Here is a 16,962-nt window from a genome sequence, read left to right on the forward strand (position 1 = left end):
CACCGACCACACGACAATCACCGAGATCGCCGCCTAACATCATGACCAGCGGAAACGCGATGATCGCCTCTTACACCACGCCGCTGGACGTGACCCCGCCACAGTCCCGACCTGCCGGAACGACTTACGGGACCCGCGGCTTCGGTGCCGGTCTGTGTGACCGCTCAGCGGGATCGCCCCGACCGGCTGCCGCTGAGGCGGTTCCCGCGCCTCGCACGGCCTTCCGCAGCAGCCTCGGCCTACCGGAACCGCTCGCGCGACTTGCGGCTTCGGTGCCGGCCTGTGCGACCGCCGAGCGGGGACCGCCCCGACCGGCCGCCGACGCGACAGCCTGGGCGGCGGCAGTCTTGGTGGGGGCGTTCGGCAGGGTCGGATCACCCAGGGCGGGAGGCCGGCGGCTGCGGGTCTGGGCTTTTACTGACCTTCCGCGGTCAGGGTGAGCGCGCGTCGAAGGCTTCTATATAACGAAATTTCGGGCGCGGAGTGCCCACCTTGAACTTCGACCGTGAAACCTCAGTAGTTTGCGGCGGAAGTGCCGAGGACCGGACGGGAGACCCTCTTGAGGCCAACCGGCGCCCCAGGCCACTCAGCCTGAGCCGATCATCGGGTCTGGACTTGGTCCTTCCCGGAGCGCCCCTGTCCGCCTGCCACCTGACGTCCGGACCGGGTGGGAGACATCCGCGCCGGCCAGAAGCTCGCCACCCGACCCGAACCGCTTCAAAATCAAAAAAAGATGAGTGGCATTGGGCACAGGTTGGCCACGAGGGGCGCCTACCTGCCGGATTTGCTTCGCAAGATCTTGCCCACCGTGACTCGGCCGGCAGGGCTCTGATCATCGTCGCGCTGGAGCGCTGGAGCGCTGGAGTGACCTTTGAGGCGGGGGAGCCGACGCGGCACCACGGCTCGTCAGCACTGCGCTGACCAGGCCTTCGATGATCGGCTCACATCGACTGTGGCTGGCTGTGGGGTGATGTGGCCGGTAGGCATCGGGCGCCGGTCACCGGTCCAGCGGAAGTGCCACACCGCCCGGGTGGGTGCGGTTCTCCGCCTCGTCGAGCATAGCCGCGGCGACTGTCGCGCGGCTGACGCCCGCGGGGAACAACCGCTTCGGGGCCTCGGACAGCGCGAGCGTGCGGCGGTCCGGGCTCAGCGGCCCCGCGGACAGCGGCCCCGCGTGGAACACGGTGCCACCGGCCTCCAGCACCAGCGCGTCCGCGGCGACCTTGTCCGGCAGTTCCTTACCCATGACGAGCTTCAGCAGGGTACGGGTGGTCGCGCCGGCCGCCCGGGCGGACGGGCCGGTGCCGAACGCGCCGAGCCAGATGATCCGCTCCGGCCGGGCTGCGACGGCGGCGCGGGCGCCCGCGGCCAGCACGCCGGCCTCGCGGCCGATGTTGCCGAGACCGGAGATCACCACCCGGCTCCCGGCCAGCGCCGCAGTGATGGAGGCGGGGTCCCGCACGTCCGCCGCGACGCGGGTGAGCAGCGGCGAGTCCGGCACCGTGATCCGGGACGGCGTGCGGGCGACCGCGGTGACCGTGTGGCCGCGGGCGAGCGCCTGGCGGGTCAGTTCGAGCCCGGTCGCGCCGGACGCGGCGAGGATTGTCAGCTCCATGATCAGCGGACCGTGCGCAGGGCGTCGAGCGCGGCAGCGTGCACGCCGGGGGCGGCGGCCACGTACCCGCTGCTGGTGATGTCCCAGGGTTTGCCGTCGAGGTCGGTGACGGTGGCGCCGGACTCGCGGGCGATGAGCACCGGCGCGATGTGCGAGCGCAGGTTGTCGAACTGCCAGTGCACGTCCATCCGGCCCGCCGCGACCTGGGTGAGCTGGTGGCTGACCGGCACGGACACCCGGACGTAGAGCGCCCGCTCCATCATCGCGGCGACCGCGTCGCCGACCCGCCGGGCGTGCGCGGGATCGCGGCTGGGCCGGGCCTGGCCGGTGCCGGTCAGTGCGGCGGAGAGGTCGGTGGTGGTGGCGGCCGAGACCGGCACCCCGTTCAGCCAGGCCCCGGCGCCGGCGATCGCGGTGAACGTCTCGCCGGCGACCGGCGCGTGCACGACCGCGAGCACCGGCTGCCCGTCCCGGACCAGGCTGATCCCGATGTTCCAGTCCGGCATGCCGTGCACCGCGTTGAGGTTGCCGCCCATCGGGTCGATGACCCACCAGTCGCCGCCGGGCATCGGGCCCTCGCCGTGCTCGTCGGTGTTCCAGCCGGAGCCGGGCAGCGCGGCGGTCAGTGCGGGCCGGAGCACGTCGGTGACCGCGTCGTCGTTTGTGCGAAGCGCGGCCCGGAGCGCGTCCATCCCCTGCGGCCGGGTGGTGGGCCGGCGGTCGATCAGGGAGCCGGCGGTGTGTGCGGCTTCGACCACGGTGTTGAGTAGTGCGTTCGTCATGCGTCTTACTCTCGGCCGTACAGCCGGTTAAGTCCAGTGCACTCTTGTTAGGTTAGGATTTACCGCCATGCAACTGGACCTGAACCTGATCACGGTGTTGGACGCGCTGCTCGAGGAGGGGAGCGTGATGGGGGCGGCCGACCGGCTGCGGCTGTCCTCCCCGGCGGTCTCCCGCTCGCTGGGCCGGATCCGGCGGCTTACCGGCGACGACATCCTGGTCCGCACCGGGCGCACGATGACCCCGACGCCGTACGCGATCTCCGTCCGCGGGCGGGTCGCCGAGATCGTCCGCGCGTCCCAGGGCGTGCTGGCGCCGCGCCGGGAGCTTGACCTCGCCGGGCTCGATCGCGTGTTCACGCTGCAGTGCCATGACGCGATCGCCACCGCGCTCGCACCCGCGCTGCTGCGGACGATCGCGGAGCAGGCGCCGGGCGTGGGGCTGCGCTTCCTTGCCGAGTCCGCGGTGGACACCGACGATCTGCGGCACGGGCGCGTCGACCTGGAGATCGGTGCCACGGTGCCGGCGCTTCCGGAGTTCCGGTCCGAGGTGATCGCGCGCGACCGGTTCGCCGTGGTGCTGCGCCGCGGGCATCCGGGTGCGGGCGGGCTCGACCTGGCCGGGTACGCCGCACAGTCGCACGTGCTGGTCTCCCGCCGGGGCCGTCTCTCCGACCCGGTCGACGACCTGCTCGCGGAGCAGGGGCTGCGCCGCCGGGTGGTCGCGTCCGTGGCCAGCAGTGCGAGCGCGATACACGTGATCAGCGGCAGCGACGCGGTGCTCACCGCGCCGGAGCTGGCCTGGCGGCCGTTGATCGACGCGTTCGGGCTGGTCTCCGTGGACCTGCCGCTCACCCTGCCGGAGCCGCGGATGATCTGCGCGTGGCATCAGCGGTACGACTCGGACGCGGCCCACGCCTGGCTTCGCGCCCAGGTCCGGGTGACGCTCGGTAAACCTGTCGACCGGAGTGGCGCGCACGTCGTACCCTCGTCGCAGTAGGTTCCTGATCTTGTCTTGAGGGGGTGGACGCCGTGCGCTATCGCACCGCGGTCACCATCCCCGTGTCTCGCTTCGAGCTGATCCTCGTGTCCCAGGTGCCCGGCCCCGGCTGCGCCACCGGGGCTGGACGTGCCTGCCCGCCTGCCTTCTGAGCAGCGCGGACGGCCTGGCGCCGTCCCAGTTGGATCTTCCCTGAAAGACGAGACTCATCATGCGCGTCCGCAATCTCGGCATCCTCGCCCACGTCGACGCCGGCAAGACCACGCTCACCGAACGGGTGCTGTTCACCACGGGTGTCACCTACAAGCAGGGCGAGGTGCACGACGGTACGACCGTCACCGACAGTGACCCGCAGGAGCGCAGCCGTGGCATCACCATCTTCGCGGCCGCGGTGAGCGCGGAGTGGAACGGCCATCGGCTCAACCTGATCGACACGCCCGGCCACGTCGACTTCTCCGATGAGGTCGAGCGGTCGCTTCGCGTGCTGGACGGCGCGGTGGTGGTCTTCGACGGCGTGGCCGGCGTGGAGCCGCAGACCGAGTCCGTCTGGCGCACGGCCGACCGGTACGGCGTGCCCCGCATCGTGTTCGTCAACAAGCTCGATCGGGCCGGCGCGTCGCTGTCCCGGGTCGTCGAGTCCATCGTGGACCGGCTGGGAGCGACGCCGCTTGTGGTGCAGCTGCCGATCGGGCGCGAGGACGGCTTCGAGGGCGTCGTCGACCTGGTCGGGATGCGGCGGCTGACCTGGTCCTCGGCCGGCCTGCTGATCGAGCCGGCGCTGGACCCGGACTCGCTGCTCGCCCGCAAGGCGCTTGAGGAGGCCGTCGCGGAACGGCATGCGGGCGCGCTTGACGAGCTGGGCGACATGTCGGACACGACGCTGCGCGGTGCACTGCGCGACCTGAGCGTCTCCGGTGACGCGGTCGTGGTGCTGTGCGGCTCCGCCTACCGGGACAAGGGAATCGAACCGCTGCTTGACGCCGTGGTCGACTACCTGCCCGCGCCGGGCGGCTCGGCCACCGGCGACCTGGTCGCGCTGGCGTTCAAGGTGCACTCCGCCCGCACCGGCCGAATCACCTATGTACGGATTTATCAGGGCACGCTCCGGAAGGGGGACGTCGTGTGGGACGCGGGCGCGCAGCGCACCGAACGCGTTGCCAGGATCCTGCGCCTGCACGCGGACCGGCACACCGACCTGGACGTCGCGGTCGCCGGCGACATCGTCGGGCTGGCCGGCCTCAAGGCGGCCCGAGCCGGCACCACACTCTCCACGCGTGCGCACCCGGTGCTGCTCGAAGCGCCGCGCACCGCGGAGCCGCTGGTCTCGGTGGCGGTCGAGGCGCACACCCGCGCGGACGCGCTACGGCTGCCGGTGGCGCTCGCCGCGCTTGTCGACGAGGACCCGTCGCTGACCATGCACACCGACCCGCAGACCGGGCAGACGCTCCTGTCCGGCCTCGGCGAACTGCACCTGGAGGTGGCGGTGGAGACGCTGCGCCGGCACACCGGCCTGGCCGTGCGGACCGGCCGGCCGCAGGTGGCGTACCGGGAGACAGTGGTGCGCGGCGCGCGTGACGTCATCTACCGGCACGTCAAACAGGACGGTGGCTCCGGCCAGTTCGCCCACGTGGTGCTGTCGGTGGCGCCGGCCGACGACGGGTTCACCTTCGAGTCCACCGTGACCGGCGGGCGGGTGCCGGCCGAGTACGTGCGGGCGGTCGAGGCCGGCTGCCGGGACGCTCTTTTGCTTGGGGAGCACCAGGTGACCGGGCTGACGGTCACGCTCAGCGACGGCGCCACGCACGTCAAGGACTCGTCCGAGATGGCATTCCGCACCGCCGGGCGGCTCGGACTCCGGGACGCGCTGGCCGCGTGCGAGCTGGCGCTGCTGGAACCGGTCGCCGAGGTCACGGTGAACGCGCCGGCCGACACGCTCGGCGGCGTGCTCGGCGACCTCGCGGCCCGGCGTGGCCAGGTGACCGGCACGACCGAGCACACGGTCACCGCTGTCGTGCCGCTTGCCGCGCTGTTCGGCTACGCGACGGCGCTGCGCAGCCGGACCAGCGGCCGGGCGACGTTCAGCAGCCGCCCGGCCGGTTACCGCCCGGCCTGACGCTCTAGGGGCGCGGGTCCTGCACGGCAGGGCCCGCGCTCAGTCCCGCGATCAGCACGTCGTGCGCGTCGTTGATGGCCTGTTCCCTGGCCTCCGCGGACATCGGCGCCAGCAGGTCCAGGAGCAGGACCGACAGGCCGTGCGTGGTGGACCAGCAGGCCATCACCGCCCGGCCCCGGTCCTCCGCGCGCAGGCACCCGGTCTCGATCAGCCGGGCGAGCGCGCGCAGCAGGAACGTGTCCGGCTCGTGCCGGTCGTCGGGTTCCTGCGAGGGCACGCCCATCCGGCTCGGCATGCCGCCCATCGCGGTCCGGAACAGGCCCGGCTCGTCAAGCGCGAAGTGCACATAGGCCCGGCCCACCTCGCGCAGGTACGCCTTCGCCGCCTCCCGCGGATCGCCGGGCTCGTCCCCGGCCACGGCGTCGAGGTGCACGCCCATCGCCGCGCCCATCTCGGTCTGCGCCTGGACCGCGACCGCCTGCCGCAGCGCCGCGAGCGTGGCGAAGTGGCCGTAGGCGGAGTTCGGCGCGACGCCCACCGCGCGGGCGACCTCGCGCAGCACGACCGCCTGCGGGCCGCCCTCCCGGGCGAGCGCGATTCCGGCCGTGATCAGGGCGGCACGTAGATCACCGTGGTGGTAGGTGCTGCGACGTCGCTCGGCCATTGACAGATCTTTACATGCGCCCGTCCGGTGTTGACACGTGGAGATCCTTTATCCAATACTCACACTGTCCAGATCCATGGTTGTGAAAGTTGGTCCCCGTGACGTCCACGTCCGCCGTACGCCCGCCCGCACCCCGGCGACAACGCAAAGGCCGCGTGAGCTGGACCGTCGTGACCCTGCTGTCGCTTGCGATCTCCGGCTACTTCGTCAGCCAGTACGCGACCGGGACACTTGAGGAGCTGGCCGCGAAGGAGGTCGGACTCGCGTCGACGTACGCGTACCGGCCGTTCCTGGTCCAGGCGGTCTTCTACATCCACATCGTCTCCGCGGGGCTCGCGCTTGTGCTCGGGCCGTTCCAGTTCCTCAAGGCGGCCCGCCGCCGCTACCCCGCAGTGCACCGCTGGACCGGGCGCACCTACGCGGTCGCGATCGCGTTCGCCGCGCCGTCCGGCCTGGTCATGGCGTTCTACAGCTCGGCCGCGTTCGTCGGGCTGTTCGGCTTCGGCACGCTCTCGGTGCTCTGGGCGTGGACTACCTACCGCGGCTACCGGGCGATCCGCGAGCGGGACATCGCCAGCCACCAGGCGTGGATGATCCGCAGCTTCGCCCTGACGTTCGCCGCACCCACGCTGCGACTGTGGTTCGGCACGCTTATCGGCGTGCAACTGCTGCTGGGCCGGACCGCGGAGATGAGCGTCGACGAGATCACCGCTGTCGCGTACGCCGCCGTGCCGTTCCTGTGCTGGATGCCGAACATCGTGGTCGCCGAGATCATGATCCGGCGGCGCAACCTCCCAGGCCTCCGCTTCTCGCCGTCACCGTCCTCGCGCCGGGCGGCCGCGGCGACAGCTGCCGCTTAAGCTCGACCGTGTGGGACACATAGCGGTGATCGGGGCCGGCGTCATCGGCCTGACGATCGCGTACGAGCTGGCCGAGGCCGGGCACGACGTCACAGTGCTTGCCGAGCGGGACCACACCGGCGCGGTCTCATCAGTCGCGGCCGCGATCTGGTTCCCGCACGCGGTCGACACCGCGCCGCGCGTGCTTGAGTCCGCCGAGCTGACCCGGCAACGGCTCACCGCGCTGGCCCAGGCCGATCCGCGGACCGGCGTGCGGCTGCGCACCGGGACCGTCCTCACCCGGCACGCGGGCCCCGACCTGTCCTGGACCGCCGCGGTGCCCGGCCACCGGCCCGCCACCGCGGCCGAACTCCCGCCGGGCGCGGACGGCGTCACCTGTGAGCTGCCGGTCGTGGTCACCGGGCCGTACCTGACCTGGCTGCGCACCGCGCTGGACGCCAAGGGCGTGCGCTTCCGGGCCGCCGCGCTCACCTCGCCCGCGGACGTGGACCCCGGCTTCGACGCGATCGTCGTCGCGGCCGGGCTCCGGTCCGGCGCGCTGCTCGGCGGCGACGACCAGGTCTTCCCGATCCGCGGCCAGATCGTGCGCCTCGCCAACCCGGGCCTGACCCGCTGGCTGCTCGACGATGACAACCCGGGCGGCCTCACCTACGTGGTCCCGCGCGACGACGACGTGGTCTGCGGCGGCACCGGCGACACCGGCGCCTGGGACGAGACCGCGGACCCGGCCACCGAGGCCGCCATCCTGCGCCGCGCGATCGCGCTGGTCCCGGCGCTCGCCGGTGCGCCTGTCGTCTCACGCGCGGTCGGCCTCCGCCCCGCCCGCACCGCCGTGCGCCTGGAGGCCATCAGCGGGTACGCCGTGCCGGTCATCTGCTGCTACGGGCACGGCGGCGCCGGGTTCACGCTCTCCTGGGGCGAGGCGTCAGCGGTCCGCGCGCTCGTCGACGCGCTGTGACGCCGCCGCCAGAAACTCGTTGTAGCGCGCGTGCGCCTCGTCGCCGGTCCGGTCGACCCGGCGCTGCTCCCGCTCGTCCGCGCTGATCCACTGCCGGACCAGCACGAGCATCACCGCCGCAGCCGGCAGCTCCCCGAACGCCCACGCGATCGCCGCCCCCAGCTGCTGGTCCTCAAGCAGCGGCGCCGCCCACGGCGGATGCACCGCCAGATACCACTCCGGCGCGATCACAGTGGTGCTCTGCAGCAGCGTCAGCCCGAAGAACGCGTGCACCACCATCGACGCGAAGTGGACAAGCACCAGAATCGGCGGCGCGACCCTCCGGCGGCCCGGATCAACCCCGATCAACACCCAGAACAGCAGAAATCCGGCGAGTACGAAGTGGGCAAGCATCGCCAGGTGCCCGAGGTGATAGCGCATCAGCCAGCCGAGGACACCGCCGAAATACAGGCCGTAGAGGCTGACGGTGTAGATCGCGAGCGCGGCCAGCGGGTGAGTGACGAACCGGGCGACCCGGCTGTGCACCACGATCAGCAGCCAATCGCGCGGGCCGCGTACCCGCGGATCGGTGGGCTTCCTCAAGGCACGCAGCGCGAGCGTGACCGGCGCGCCGAGGACGAGCAGAATCGGCACCACCATCGACAGCAGCATGTGCTGGACCATGTGCACGCTGAACATCACGTACGCGTAGCGGCTGATCCCGAGGCTTGTCACGGCCGCGAGCAGCAGCATCCCGGCGATCCAGGAGACGGTGCGGGTGACCGGCCAGTCCGCGCGCAGGCGCCGGACGCCGACCAGGTAGGCGCCGATCCCGGCGACCGCGACAGTGAGGAAGAACAGGTCGGGGAGCGGGTCGCCGAGCAGGGTGGCGGCGCTGAGCGGGCCCGGCATCGGGAAGCCGACGGTCTCGATGATCGGGTCGGCGCTCACCGTGTCGTCGGGGATCGGGGCAGGGCTGCGCGACAGTGCGGCCGCCAGCCCGAACGCGGCCCCGAACAGCACCACCTCACCGGCGGCAAGGCGAAGGAACGGTCGCCGGTCGCCCGTCACGACACGGTCCTTCGTGAGGGCGTGGTCCTTCGTGGCGGTGTGGTCCTTCGTGAGGGCGTGGTCCTTCGCGAGGGCACGGTCCTTCGTGAGGACGCGATCCTCCGCCAGGATGCGGCCGTCCTTTGCCGAGAGTTGGCCGCCCTCTTTGGGGCTGCGGGCGCTCTCCGCCGGGGCGCGGCTGTTCTTTGTCGAGATGCGGTCGCCCTCTTCTGGCTCGCGGTCGCCCTCTTCTCGCCTGCGGTCGCCCGCTTCTGGCCTGCGGCCGTTCCCTTCTGGCCCGCGGCCGTTCTCCGCCGGAACCCGGGTGTTCTCCGTGGCCGCGCGCAGCAGTGGCAGCGTGCGGGTGCGGTGGATCGCACCGACGACGCCGATCGCGAGCAGCGCGAGTACCTTGCCCGCGAGCAGCGCGCCGTAGGCCGTCCGCCAGTCGCCGCCCAGCCGCACCACCCCGTTGATCACCCCGCTGGCCGCGACCGCGCCGAAGCAGACGAGCGCCAGCCGGCTGTAGCGCCCCGCCACGTCCGGAAGCGCCTTTGCCCGGTGCAGCGTGAGCAGCGCGATCAGCCCGCCGGTCCACAACGACGCGGCAAGCACGTGCATCGCCAGGCTTGTCACCGCGATCTGATGGTTCCCCGCCCCGGCCGCGTGCCCGGTGAACGCGGGTGGCAGCACCCCGGCCAGCGCCAGCCCGGCCGCCCACGCCGCGGTCGACCGGGACAACGCCAGGTGGCAGACGACCGCGACCGCCGCCGCAAGCACGGCCTGGATCAGCAGCGCCTGACCCTGCGAGATCGACCACGCGAAGCTCGCCACGGCCGCGAACGGCAGCGCGGACACCGGCCTGCCGAGCACGTCGGAGAGCGTGAAGACGATCAGCGCGAGTGCGGTCGACCCCCACGCCAGCGCGACCAGGCGTGCGCGCCGCAGCATCCGGAACGCGAGGGCGGACACCGAGCGCGCATCGCCCGGCACCAGGAACGCGCCGGTCACCACCAGTCCGACGGTGACTGTGGCGAGCACATCGGAGAGCAGCCGCAGCACCGGCAGGCCCCAGGTCGTGACCGGCCCCGGCTGTGCCAGTCCCACGATCTCCACCGTGTCCACGCCGCCGCCCAGCAGCAACGCCAGAACTAGCGCGGACACGGCCACCCCACCGGCCACGGCCGGCACACTCCTGCTCACGCTCACCGCTGGTAGTCGTCGCAGGTGGTGGCCGAGTTCCCGATGTGGCCTGCCTTACCCGCCGGCCCGGTTGCTCGCTGGCCCGGCCCCCGTCGGTCCGGTCATCCGCTGGCCCGCTGGCCCGCCGCCCGGTTGCCCGCTGGCACGGTCGTCCGCTGGCACGGTCGTCCGCTGGCACGGTCGTCCGCCGGTCCGGTCGTCCGCCGGTCCGGTCGCCCGACGGGCCACGTCTCCCGGCCGGATGACGGTTCGCGCGCTCCGGGTGGAGGGTGCGAACCGTGGGGTGGAGTCGACCCCGGCGGGTCGTGCAAGGAGGAGCGCCAGCGACGACTGGAGCCCGCGGGAGCGTGCGGGCCGCAACCACCCGCAGAGCGGGAAAATGAATTGTGGCCTTGGCTTGTGCGGGCGTCAGCCGGTGCGGGCGATGGTGATGTGGGAGACTGGGGCGACCACGATGTCCTGGATCCGCCAGTCGAATCCGCGTGCGAACGTCTGCAGCTTCTCCAGCCGGGTGACCAGGTCGTCAGTTCCCTGGCGCGGCACGACAAGCAGCTCGCCGGCGAACACGTGCCCGTCCTCGCGGAGGCGCACCCAGGCGTCGGCGATCCACTCGTGGTCGAGGACTGCGGTGCGGAGCGCCTCCGGGAGTGCGTGCGGCCGGGTGCCGTCCACCACGCGGGGGCGCTCGTCCATCAGGTCCGAGACCGCGCTCCGGGTGGTCCGGAAGCCGTCCCGGCAGATGTCCGCGCCGATGATCAGCGCGGCGACCGCGTCGGCCCACCAGAGGCCGGCGCCGATGCCGATGATGCCGAGGATCGCTGCGGCGGCGGTGAGCCAGTCGGCGCGGTTCATCTCCGCGTCCGCGTAGAGGCCCTTGTCGTGCAGGTCGCGGGCGATGCCCTGCTTCAGGTGGCCGAGCAGGATCGCGGGCGCCATCGTGGCCAGCAGGACGGCGATCATGAGCCAGCCGAGCCAGATCTGCACGCCGAACAGCTCGACCAGGCCGATCGGCGGGCGCTCGCCGGCCACCAGGCGGATCAGCGAGTCGTAGACGACGTACGCGCCGAGGCCGAGCAGCGCGACCGCGCCGGCCAGGAACGCGACGCTTACCGAGCGGTGGTAGCCGTACGGGAAGCGCTCGTTCGGCGGGCGGGTGCGGAACCGGGCCGCGATCAGGAACGCGGCCGGCGGCACCAGGCCCAGCATGTCCTCGATCCAGGCCGCCTTCATCGCCTGCGACTGACCGAGCGTGACCGCGAGTGCCGCGATCGCGCAGATGAAGAACGCGACGGTCCACCACTCCAGGCGGACCGCCCGCCGGTGCAGCGCGGCCTTGTCCGGCGGCAGTTCGAACGCGTCGTAGACGTTCACCGGCCGGCCTCCTTGAGCAGTTCGAGCACCTCGGCGTCGGACTGGTCCAGCAGGAAGCCCTCGACCTCGACCTGCCAGCCGTTCTCGCCGGGCGGGGTGGCCCACACGTGCGCCTCGGTCGCGATCTCGTGATCCGACTCCGCGAGACCGAGCGCGGCGAGCTCCCACTCGCCGACCGCGGCCGGCATCCCGGTCGTGCCGGTCACCTCAGCGACCGTGACGACCTCGGCGCCGGTGCCGTCGAGCGCGGCGACGTCCGGCGTGCCACCGCGGACCGCCACCCGTACCCCGTCGAGCTCCTCCGGCACGGCGACGCCGGGCGGTGCGGCCACGACCGTGCGCGTGGTGATGTACGGCGTGGACAGCGACGCCTCCGCGGTCCACGGCGCGGTCGCGTTCAGGCCGCCGATCACCAGGTCAAGCGTGCGGTCCCTGACGGCGGGCATCAGCGTGGACTCGGTGCCGCTGCTCCACTCGACGCGCGCGCCGAGCTGCTCGGCCAGCCGCCGGACCAGCTCGGGCTCCACACCGGCCGGCTCGGCGCCGTCCTGCACCACGGTCCAGGGTGGATTAGCTGTGACGCCGACCCGCAGCACACCGTTTCGTACGTGCTCCAATGTGCCGCCCGGGTCCCGGGGCCATTGACAGCCCGCGGTTCCGGTGACAAGCAGCAGCGAGGCCGTCAGCCCCGCCAGTTCTCGACGCATGTGCCACCGGTACCCGGTCCGGCGGTCCGGCATGTGTGCGATGTTGCCCCACCCGGTGCGCCGTGTCAGCTGCTCTTGGTGACGACGACGGCGCTGACCGGGGTCGGGTTGAGGCGGTCGATCGGGGTGGAGACGCCGTTGCCCCACTTGCCGCTGTCGGTGGCGGACTGCTTCTGCGCCGCGAGGAAGTCGAAGTCGGCGTTGGAGAGGCGGTCGACCCGGACGGTCCACTTCTCGCCGATGCCCTCGCCCTCCTTGGACCCGAGCAGGACCGGGTAGTCGCGCGCCCGGCCGTTCTCGATGGTGAGCGGGCCCTCCAGGAAGCACCACTCCTTCACGCAGACGGTGAGCGCCAGGCGGGTGCCGATCGCGGACGCGTCCGCGGCCGAGGTGGTGAACGTGACAGTGAACGAACGGCCGACGCCCACGCCGTTCCTGGGCGCGGAGATGCCGGTCGCGACAGTGGACCGGGGAGCGCCGGTGGTGGCCGCGGACTTGGCCGGGGCGGTGGTGGCCGGGGCGCCGGAGGAGGGGGCGGCGCGCGACGGGGACGGGCTGGGGGAGCCGTCCGGGCTGATCGTGGCGAACGCGCCGGCACCAGGGGCCGCGGTGGTCACGGCCGGGGTGGCGGTGCTTCCGGCCGCGACGGTCTCAGGGCCGGGGTCGGTGCCCGGGCGGACGAGCACGGCGACGACCGCGACGACCGCGACGACCGCGACGACGGCGGCGACCGCGGCGGCGATCACCCACGGGGCGCGGGACCGCTCCGGGCCGGCCGGCTCACCGAACGGCGACGGCGAGCCGGGCGTGCCGGAGACGGGGATGGTCTGCCCGAAATCCGGCGGGCCCGACACCGGCTGCCCAGCCGCGCCGTACTCCCTCGCATGCGCCACCGCCGGATGATCCGGGCCGAGCGCCGCCGGGCCGTACTGCGCGACCAGCTCGAAGTTCTTCCTGGCCACCAGCCGGTTGGCGAGCTCGTCCGCGACCACGGCCAGGTCGTAGGCAAGCAGCACCATCAGCGGCTCGCCCGGGCCGCCGCGCCCGGCCGCGTACGCCTCCTCGAGCAGCCGCCGCGCCGCCGTCGGATCGCCGAGCTTCGCGTGCAGGCCGGCCAGCTGCCGCATCGTCTCCAGCAGCTCCGGATCGCCGGACGTGAGCGCGGGCCGGCCGGCCTCGACGACCGGTTCGAGGAGTGCCTTCGCGGCGGAGAGGTCTCCGCCGTCCGCGATCTGCTGGGCCTGCTGGCGAGCGTGAGGATACGAATGCACCCGGCCATGGTTCCCGACGACGCCCCGCGGCGCCACCCTGGCCCCACTGTTCACAGCCCGTCCAGCCGCCCGAACGCCCGCTGAGCAGCGGGTGCACCCCGTCCGGCGCCAGCACCGGCAGGGCGGGGTCACCCCCGATCGCGAGCGCGTCCGGAAACAGCGCACCGAGCGGCCGGGTCGGCAGCAGGTCACCTGCGGGCGTGACGTCATCGACGGCGAACGTGGTCACGGCGCGATCCATAGCGTTCCACCTCGAACGTCCGATCCGGTCGGGCAGAATGACGACGTGGAGTGGGAGGAGTTCGAGGCGGTCGTCTACGACGCACTCGTGGAGTCCGTGGGCTCGGCGATCCGGGAGCGCCCGGAGGTCCGTTTCCACGCCGCGGCCCTCGGCCGCATCCACCGCAAGCCCGGCGGCGTGATCGCGCTGCCCTCGCTCGCGCTGACCACCGAGCCGCTCGAGGCGCGCGCCCCCGTCAACTGGACCTACACCTCCACCCCGTGGCTGAGCGCCGACACGGTGAAGCGCTGGCAGGCCACCCTCTTCGCCGAGGCCTGCGGTGGCTCCCCCCGCCGTTGGGAGACAGCCCTCGAGCGCTACCTGGCCACCCTCGCCCGCGCCTGCAAGGGCGCCCGCCACACCTTGCGCGCGCACCGCGTCACCGGCCGCGACTTTGTCGTCCTGCTCCTCGACGACCAGTTCCGCGAGTCGCTCATCCGCCAGGTTCTGCCCGTCTCCGACGTCCGCCGCCTCTTCCCGGACCTCGACCCACGGCCCACCGCCCTGACCGCCCCCGGCCGCCCCACCCACGCCGAACGCGCCTCCATGTGGCGCCCGAACTCGACCCCGTAAGCCCTCCTGCGTGGTCCGCAAGGGCCTGCTGATCTTTCGGCGTCAGGATGGACGAGCCAGGCGGTACCACGCCTGCGCCTTCGGTGCCGGCCCTTACGGCCGTCCGGACCGCAGCATCACGCCGGCGGCGTGGGCCCGGTCCGACCGGGTGACCAGCACGGGTTTGTCCCGACCCCGGCGGAACAGACAGGGAGGAGCCCTGGCGACGACCGGTGCCCGCGGGAGCATGCGGGCCGCCACCACCGCGAAAGCGGGAAAGCGGCTTTGTGCCCTTCAAAGAGGGGAGTGCCGGTCGCCTGATCGGATCGGGCAGGGATGGTCGGGTCGGGGTGTGGGGTGGGGCGGCAGGGTTGAGGGGGAAGGGAGGTCGTCATGATCTCGATGCTCAACCGGCTTGTGGAACTCGTGGAGGGGGAGGAGTTCGACCTTGCGCGGTTCGCGCGGCGGCAAGGTACGACCGAGTACCACCTGCGGCGGATGTTCTCGTCGTTGAGTGGGATGCCGCTGTCCGAGTATGTGCGGCGGCGCCGGATGACAGTCGCGGCGGCGGAGGTCGTGCGCGGCGGGACGGATCTGCTCACCATCGCGGTACGGCACGGGTACGGCTCGGCCGAGGCGTTCGGGCGGGCGTTCCGGGCGGTGCACGGCGCCGGGCCGGGTGAGGTACGCCGGGACGGCGGCCCCCTTCGTTCACAACCGCAGCTCAGGTTCCGCCTGACAGTCGAAGGGAGCAACCCCATGGACACCCGCATCACCGAACGGCCCGCGTTCCGGCTCGCCGGGCACGCCACCCGCGTGCCGCTGATCCACGAGGGCGTCAATCCGCGCATCCAGCAGCACATCGCATCGTTGCCGGTGGAGGAGCATGCCCGGCTGAAGGCGCTCGGCAACACGGACCCGGCCGGCATTCTCGCGGTCACCGACGACGCGGCGCCGGACGCGGTGGAGGGCAGCGAGCTGACCTACCTGCACGGTGTGGCGGTCACCGCGGCGACGCCGGTGCCGGACGATCTCGACGTCATCGACGTGCCGGCCGGCACCTGGGTGGTGTTCCGGTCCAGCGGCCCGCATCCGCGGGCGCTGCAGACGATGTGGGCCGCGACCGCGACCGAGTGGTTCCCGAGCAATCCGTGGCGGTTGCGGCCGGGGCCGTCGATCACGGTGACGCTTGAGCATGCGGCCGACTTCAGCACCGCGACCTGCGAGCTGTGGATGGCCGTCGAGCCGGCGTGACGTGCGGGTGGGGGCCCGTGTCCGGGCCCCCACCCGTCTCAGTTCTCCGCGGTGGCGGTGAGGACCGCGCGGCCGAGGATGTGTCCGGCGATGGTGAAGCCCAGGTAGGCGGGCGTCGCCTCCGCCGGCACGCCGATCTTCTCGACGTCGAGCGCGTGCACGACGATCACGTACCGGTGCGGGCCGTGCCCGGCCGGCGGGGCCGCGCCGATGTAGCGGGCCAGCCGCGCGTCGTTGGGCAGCTGGAACGCGCCCTCCGGCAGGCGCACGCCGGTGTCGTCGCCCACGCCCTCGTCGAGGCTTGTGACTGTGGCGGGGAGGTCCGCGACCGCCCAGTGCCAGAAGCCGGAGCCGGTGGGCGCGTCCGGGTCGTACACGGTGACCGCGTAGCTCTTCGTGCCTTCCGGCGCACCGGACCAGGTCAGCTGCGGCGACAGGTCCTTGCCGGAGCGCTGCGCGTCCGCGAACGGCGCGCCGTCCTCGACCGAGGTGCTGGTGACTGTGAAGGCCGCGGCCTCGGGGAGGCGGGCGAATGGGTCGTTCATGGGGTCCTCACTTCTGCGCGGTCCTGCTGTCGAGATCGACGATAGCACCGAAAATCGATTATCTGTCAAATGGTCTACGATGCTGCGCATGGTCGAGACCAAGCAGATGCTGTCCGGGCGGATCTACATGGTGCTCCGGGAGGCGATCCTGCGCGGCGACTTCGCCCCTGGAGAACCGCTGAAACCCCAGGAACTCGCGGGTACGCACGGCGTCAGCCTCGCCGTCGTCCGGGAGGCCCTGGTCCGCCTGGTCGGTGACGGCCTCGCAGACCGGCTCCCCAACCGCGGCTTCGCCGTCCCCACCCAGTCCGACAAGCGCTGGCAGGACCTGGCGGAGGCCCGTTGCCTGATCGAGTCGGCCGCCCTCCGCCTCGCCATCGCCCGTGGCGACCTGGACTGGGAGTCCCGCGTCCGCGCTGCCCATCACCGGCTGGCGCGCACGCCGCCGTTCACGCAGGGACGTGGGATCAGCCCGGAGTGGTCCCGCGCCCACCACGACTTCCACCGCGCGCTGCTCGACGGCTGCGGCAACACCGTCCTGCTGGAGACGTTCGACCGTCTGTGGCTCGGCGCCGAACTCACCCGCCGCTGGTCCGCCGACCGCAACCCGTCCCGCGACTACCTCGGCGAACACCGCGCCCTGGAGGAGGCGGCCCTCGCCCGCGACGCTGACCTGGCCGCTGCGCTGCTCGAAGCACACCTGTCACTGACCGCGGAGGATCTGGTCAGGCCGGACGCATCCGCCGGTGAGGACGGCTAAC

The 16,962-nt window shown here is 72.5% G+C and carries 15 protein-coding genes; 7 read left to right on the forward strand and 8 right to left on the reverse strand.

Annotated elements, in window-relative coordinates:
- Positions 1-997 precede the first annotated feature (997 nt).
- Both ACIA8K_RS25845 and ACIA8K_RS25850 read right to left on the reverse strand, forming a co-directional pair.
- The gene (locus tag ACIA8K_RS25845; RefSeq protein WP_396063544.1) at positions 998-1,615 is read right to left on the reverse strand and encodes an NAD(P)-dependent oxidoreductase; all 618 of its coding nucleotides are present in this window, start codon (positions 1,613-1,615) and stop codon (positions 998-1,000) included.
- 2 nt (positions 1,616-1,617) lie between these two features.
- Positions 1,618-2,397, reverse strand: coding sequence for an inositol monophosphatase family protein (locus ACIA8K_RS25850; protein ID WP_396063546.1), 780 nt, complete (start codon positions 2,395-2,397; stop codon positions 1,618-1,620).
- Positions 2,398-2,464: 67 nt separating this feature from the next.
- Between ACIA8K_RS25850 and ACIA8K_RS25855 the strand changes: the two genes are divergently transcribed.
- Positions 2,465-3,394: a LysR family transcriptional regulator gene (locus ACIA8K_RS25855; protein ID WP_396063548.1), complete on the forward strand. Its 930-nt coding sequence runs from the start codon at positions 2,465-2,467 to the stop codon at positions 3,392-3,394.
- A 211-nt stretch (positions 3,395-3,605) separates the two neighbouring features.
- The gene (fusA, locus tag ACIA8K_RS25860) at positions 3,606-5,507 is read left to right on the forward strand and encodes an elongation factor G (RefSeq protein ID WP_396063550.1); all 1,902 of its coding nucleotides are present in this window, start codon (positions 3,606-3,608) and stop codon (positions 5,505-5,507) included.
- A gap of 4 nt (positions 5,508-5,511) precedes the next feature.
- On the opposite strand, the gene ACIA8K_RS25865 is transcribed toward fusA, so the two are convergent.
- The gene (locus tag ACIA8K_RS25865; RefSeq protein ID WP_396063552.1) at positions 5,512-6,171 is read right to left on the reverse strand and encodes a TetR/AcrR family transcriptional regulator; all 660 of its coding nucleotides are present in this window, start codon (positions 6,169-6,171) and stop codon (positions 5,512-5,514) included.
- A 155-nt stretch (positions 6,172-6,326) separates the two neighbouring features.
- Between ACIA8K_RS25865 and ACIA8K_RS25870 the strand changes: the two genes are divergently transcribed.
- Positions 6,327-7,031 (forward strand): DUF2306 domain-containing protein, encoded by a 705-nt coding sequence (locus ACIA8K_RS25870; protein WP_396063554.1) that lies wholly within the window; start codon positions 6,327-6,329, stop codon positions 7,029-7,031.
- A 10-nt stretch (positions 7,032-7,041) separates the two neighbouring features.
- Entirely contained in the window at positions 7,042-7,989 is a 948-nt protein-coding gene (locus tag ACIA8K_RS25875) for an FAD-dependent oxidoreductase (protein ID WP_396063556.1), read from the forward strand.
- On the opposite strand, the gene ACIA8K_RS25880 is transcribed toward ACIA8K_RS25875, so the two are convergent.
- The 4 genes from ACIA8K_RS25880 to ACIA8K_RS25895 form a co-directional block, all read right to left on the reverse strand.
- On the reverse strand, positions 7,957-10,221 hold the full coding sequence (locus tag ACIA8K_RS25880) for a cytochrome c oxidase assembly protein (protein ID WP_396063558.1): 2,265 nt from the start codon (positions 10,219-10,221) through the stop codon (positions 7,957-7,959). The two genes, ACIA8K_RS25875 and ACIA8K_RS25880, sit on opposite strands and share 33 nt — an antisense overlap.
- 408 nt (positions 10,222-10,629) lie before the next feature.
- Complete coding sequence (locus tag ACIA8K_RS25885) at positions 10,630-11,592, reverse strand: cation diffusion facilitator family transporter (RefSeq protein WP_396063560.1); 963 nt, start codon at positions 11,590-11,592, stop codon at positions 10,630-10,632.
- Positions 11,589-12,299 carry a substrate-binding periplasmic protein gene (locus ACIA8K_RS25890; RefSeq protein WP_396063562.1) on the reverse strand — a complete coding sequence of 237 codons (711 nt, stop codon included), beginning with the start codon at positions 12,297-12,299 and terminating at the stop codon, positions 11,589-11,591. Before ACIA8K_RS25890 ends, ACIA8K_RS25885 begins: the two co-directional genes overlap by 4 nt.
- 65 nt (positions 12,300-12,364) lie before the next feature.
- The gene (locus ACIA8K_RS25895; protein WP_396063564.1) at positions 12,365-13,570 is read right to left on the reverse strand and encodes a hypothetical protein; all 1,206 of its coding nucleotides are present in this window, start codon (positions 13,568-13,570) and stop codon (positions 12,365-12,367) included.
- A gap of 286 nt (positions 13,571-13,856) precedes the next feature.
- Between ACIA8K_RS25895 and ACIA8K_RS25900 the strand changes: the two genes are divergently transcribed.
- On the forward strand, positions 13,857-14,423 hold the full coding sequence (locus ACIA8K_RS25900; protein WP_396063566.1) for a hypothetical protein: 567 nt from the start codon (positions 13,857-13,859) through the stop codon (positions 14,421-14,423).
- Between the two features lie 372 nt (positions 14,424-14,795).
- Positions 14,796-15,656 carry a GyrI-like domain-containing protein gene (locus ACIA8K_RS25905; protein WP_396063568.1) on the forward strand — a complete coding sequence of 287 codons (861 nt, stop codon included), beginning with the start codon at positions 14,796-14,798 and terminating at the stop codon, positions 15,654-15,656.
- Positions 15,657-15,694: 38 nt separating this feature from the next.
- On the opposite strand, the gene ACIA8K_RS25910 is transcribed toward ACIA8K_RS25905, so the two are convergent.
- A complete protein-coding gene (locus tag ACIA8K_RS25910) occupies positions 15,695-16,201 on the reverse strand; it encodes a YbhB/YbcL family Raf kinase inhibitor-like protein (protein ID WP_396063570.1) in 507 nt (168 codons plus the stop codon).
- An 88-nt stretch (positions 16,202-16,289) separates the two neighbouring features.
- Here ACIA8K_RS25910 and ACIA8K_RS25915 point away from each other — a divergent pair, with 88 nt between their 5' ends.
- Entirely contained in the window at positions 16,290-16,961 is a 672-nt protein-coding gene (locus ACIA8K_RS25915) for a GntR family transcriptional regulator (RefSeq protein WP_396063572.1), read from the forward strand.
- Position 16,962 lies beyond the last annotated feature (1 nt).

Origin of the sequence: Catenuloplanes sp. NPDC051500 (assembly GCF_044454585.1) — a bacterium.
Lineage (GTDB): Bacteria > Actinomycetota > Actinomycetes > Mycobacteriales > Micromonosporaceae > Catenuloplanes.

Bases quoted from the DNA above. Each gene is read 5' to 3' on its own strand.
- ACIA8K_RS25845 (WP_396063544.1), bottom strand. From the start codon at position 1,615: ATGGAGCTGACAATCCTCGCCGCGTCCGGCGCGACCGGGCTCGAACTG.
- ACIA8K_RS25850 (WP_396063546.1), bottom strand. From the start codon at position 2,397: ATGACGAACGCACTACTCAACACCGTGGTCGAAGCCGCACACACCGCC.
- ACIA8K_RS25855 (WP_396063548.1), top strand. From the start codon at position 2,465: ATGCAACTGGACCTGAACCTGATCACGGTGTTGGACGCGCTGCTCGAG.
- fusA (WP_396063550.1), top strand. From the start codon at position 3,606: ATGCGCGTCCGCAATCTCGGCATCCTCGCCCACGTCGACGCCGGCAAG.
- ACIA8K_RS25865 (WP_396063552.1), bottom strand. From the start codon at position 6,171: ATGGCCGAGCGACGTCGCAGCACCTACCACCACGGTGATCTACGTGCC.
- ACIA8K_RS25890 (WP_396063562.1), bottom strand. From the start codon at position 12,299: ATGCGTCGAGAACTGGCGGGGCTGACGGCCTCGCTGCTGCTTGTCACC.
- ACIA8K_RS25905 (WP_396063568.1), top strand. From the start codon at position 14,796: ATGATCTCGATGCTCAACCGGCTTGTGGAACTCGTGGAGGGGGAGGAG.
- ACIA8K_RS25910 (WP_396063570.1), bottom strand. From the start codon at position 16,201: ATGAACGACCCATTCGCCCGCCTCCCCGAGGCCGCGGCCTTCACAGTC.
- ACIA8K_RS25915 (WP_396063572.1), top strand. From the start codon at position 16,290: ATGGTCGAGACCAAGCAGATGCTGTCCGGGCGGATCTACATGGTGCTC.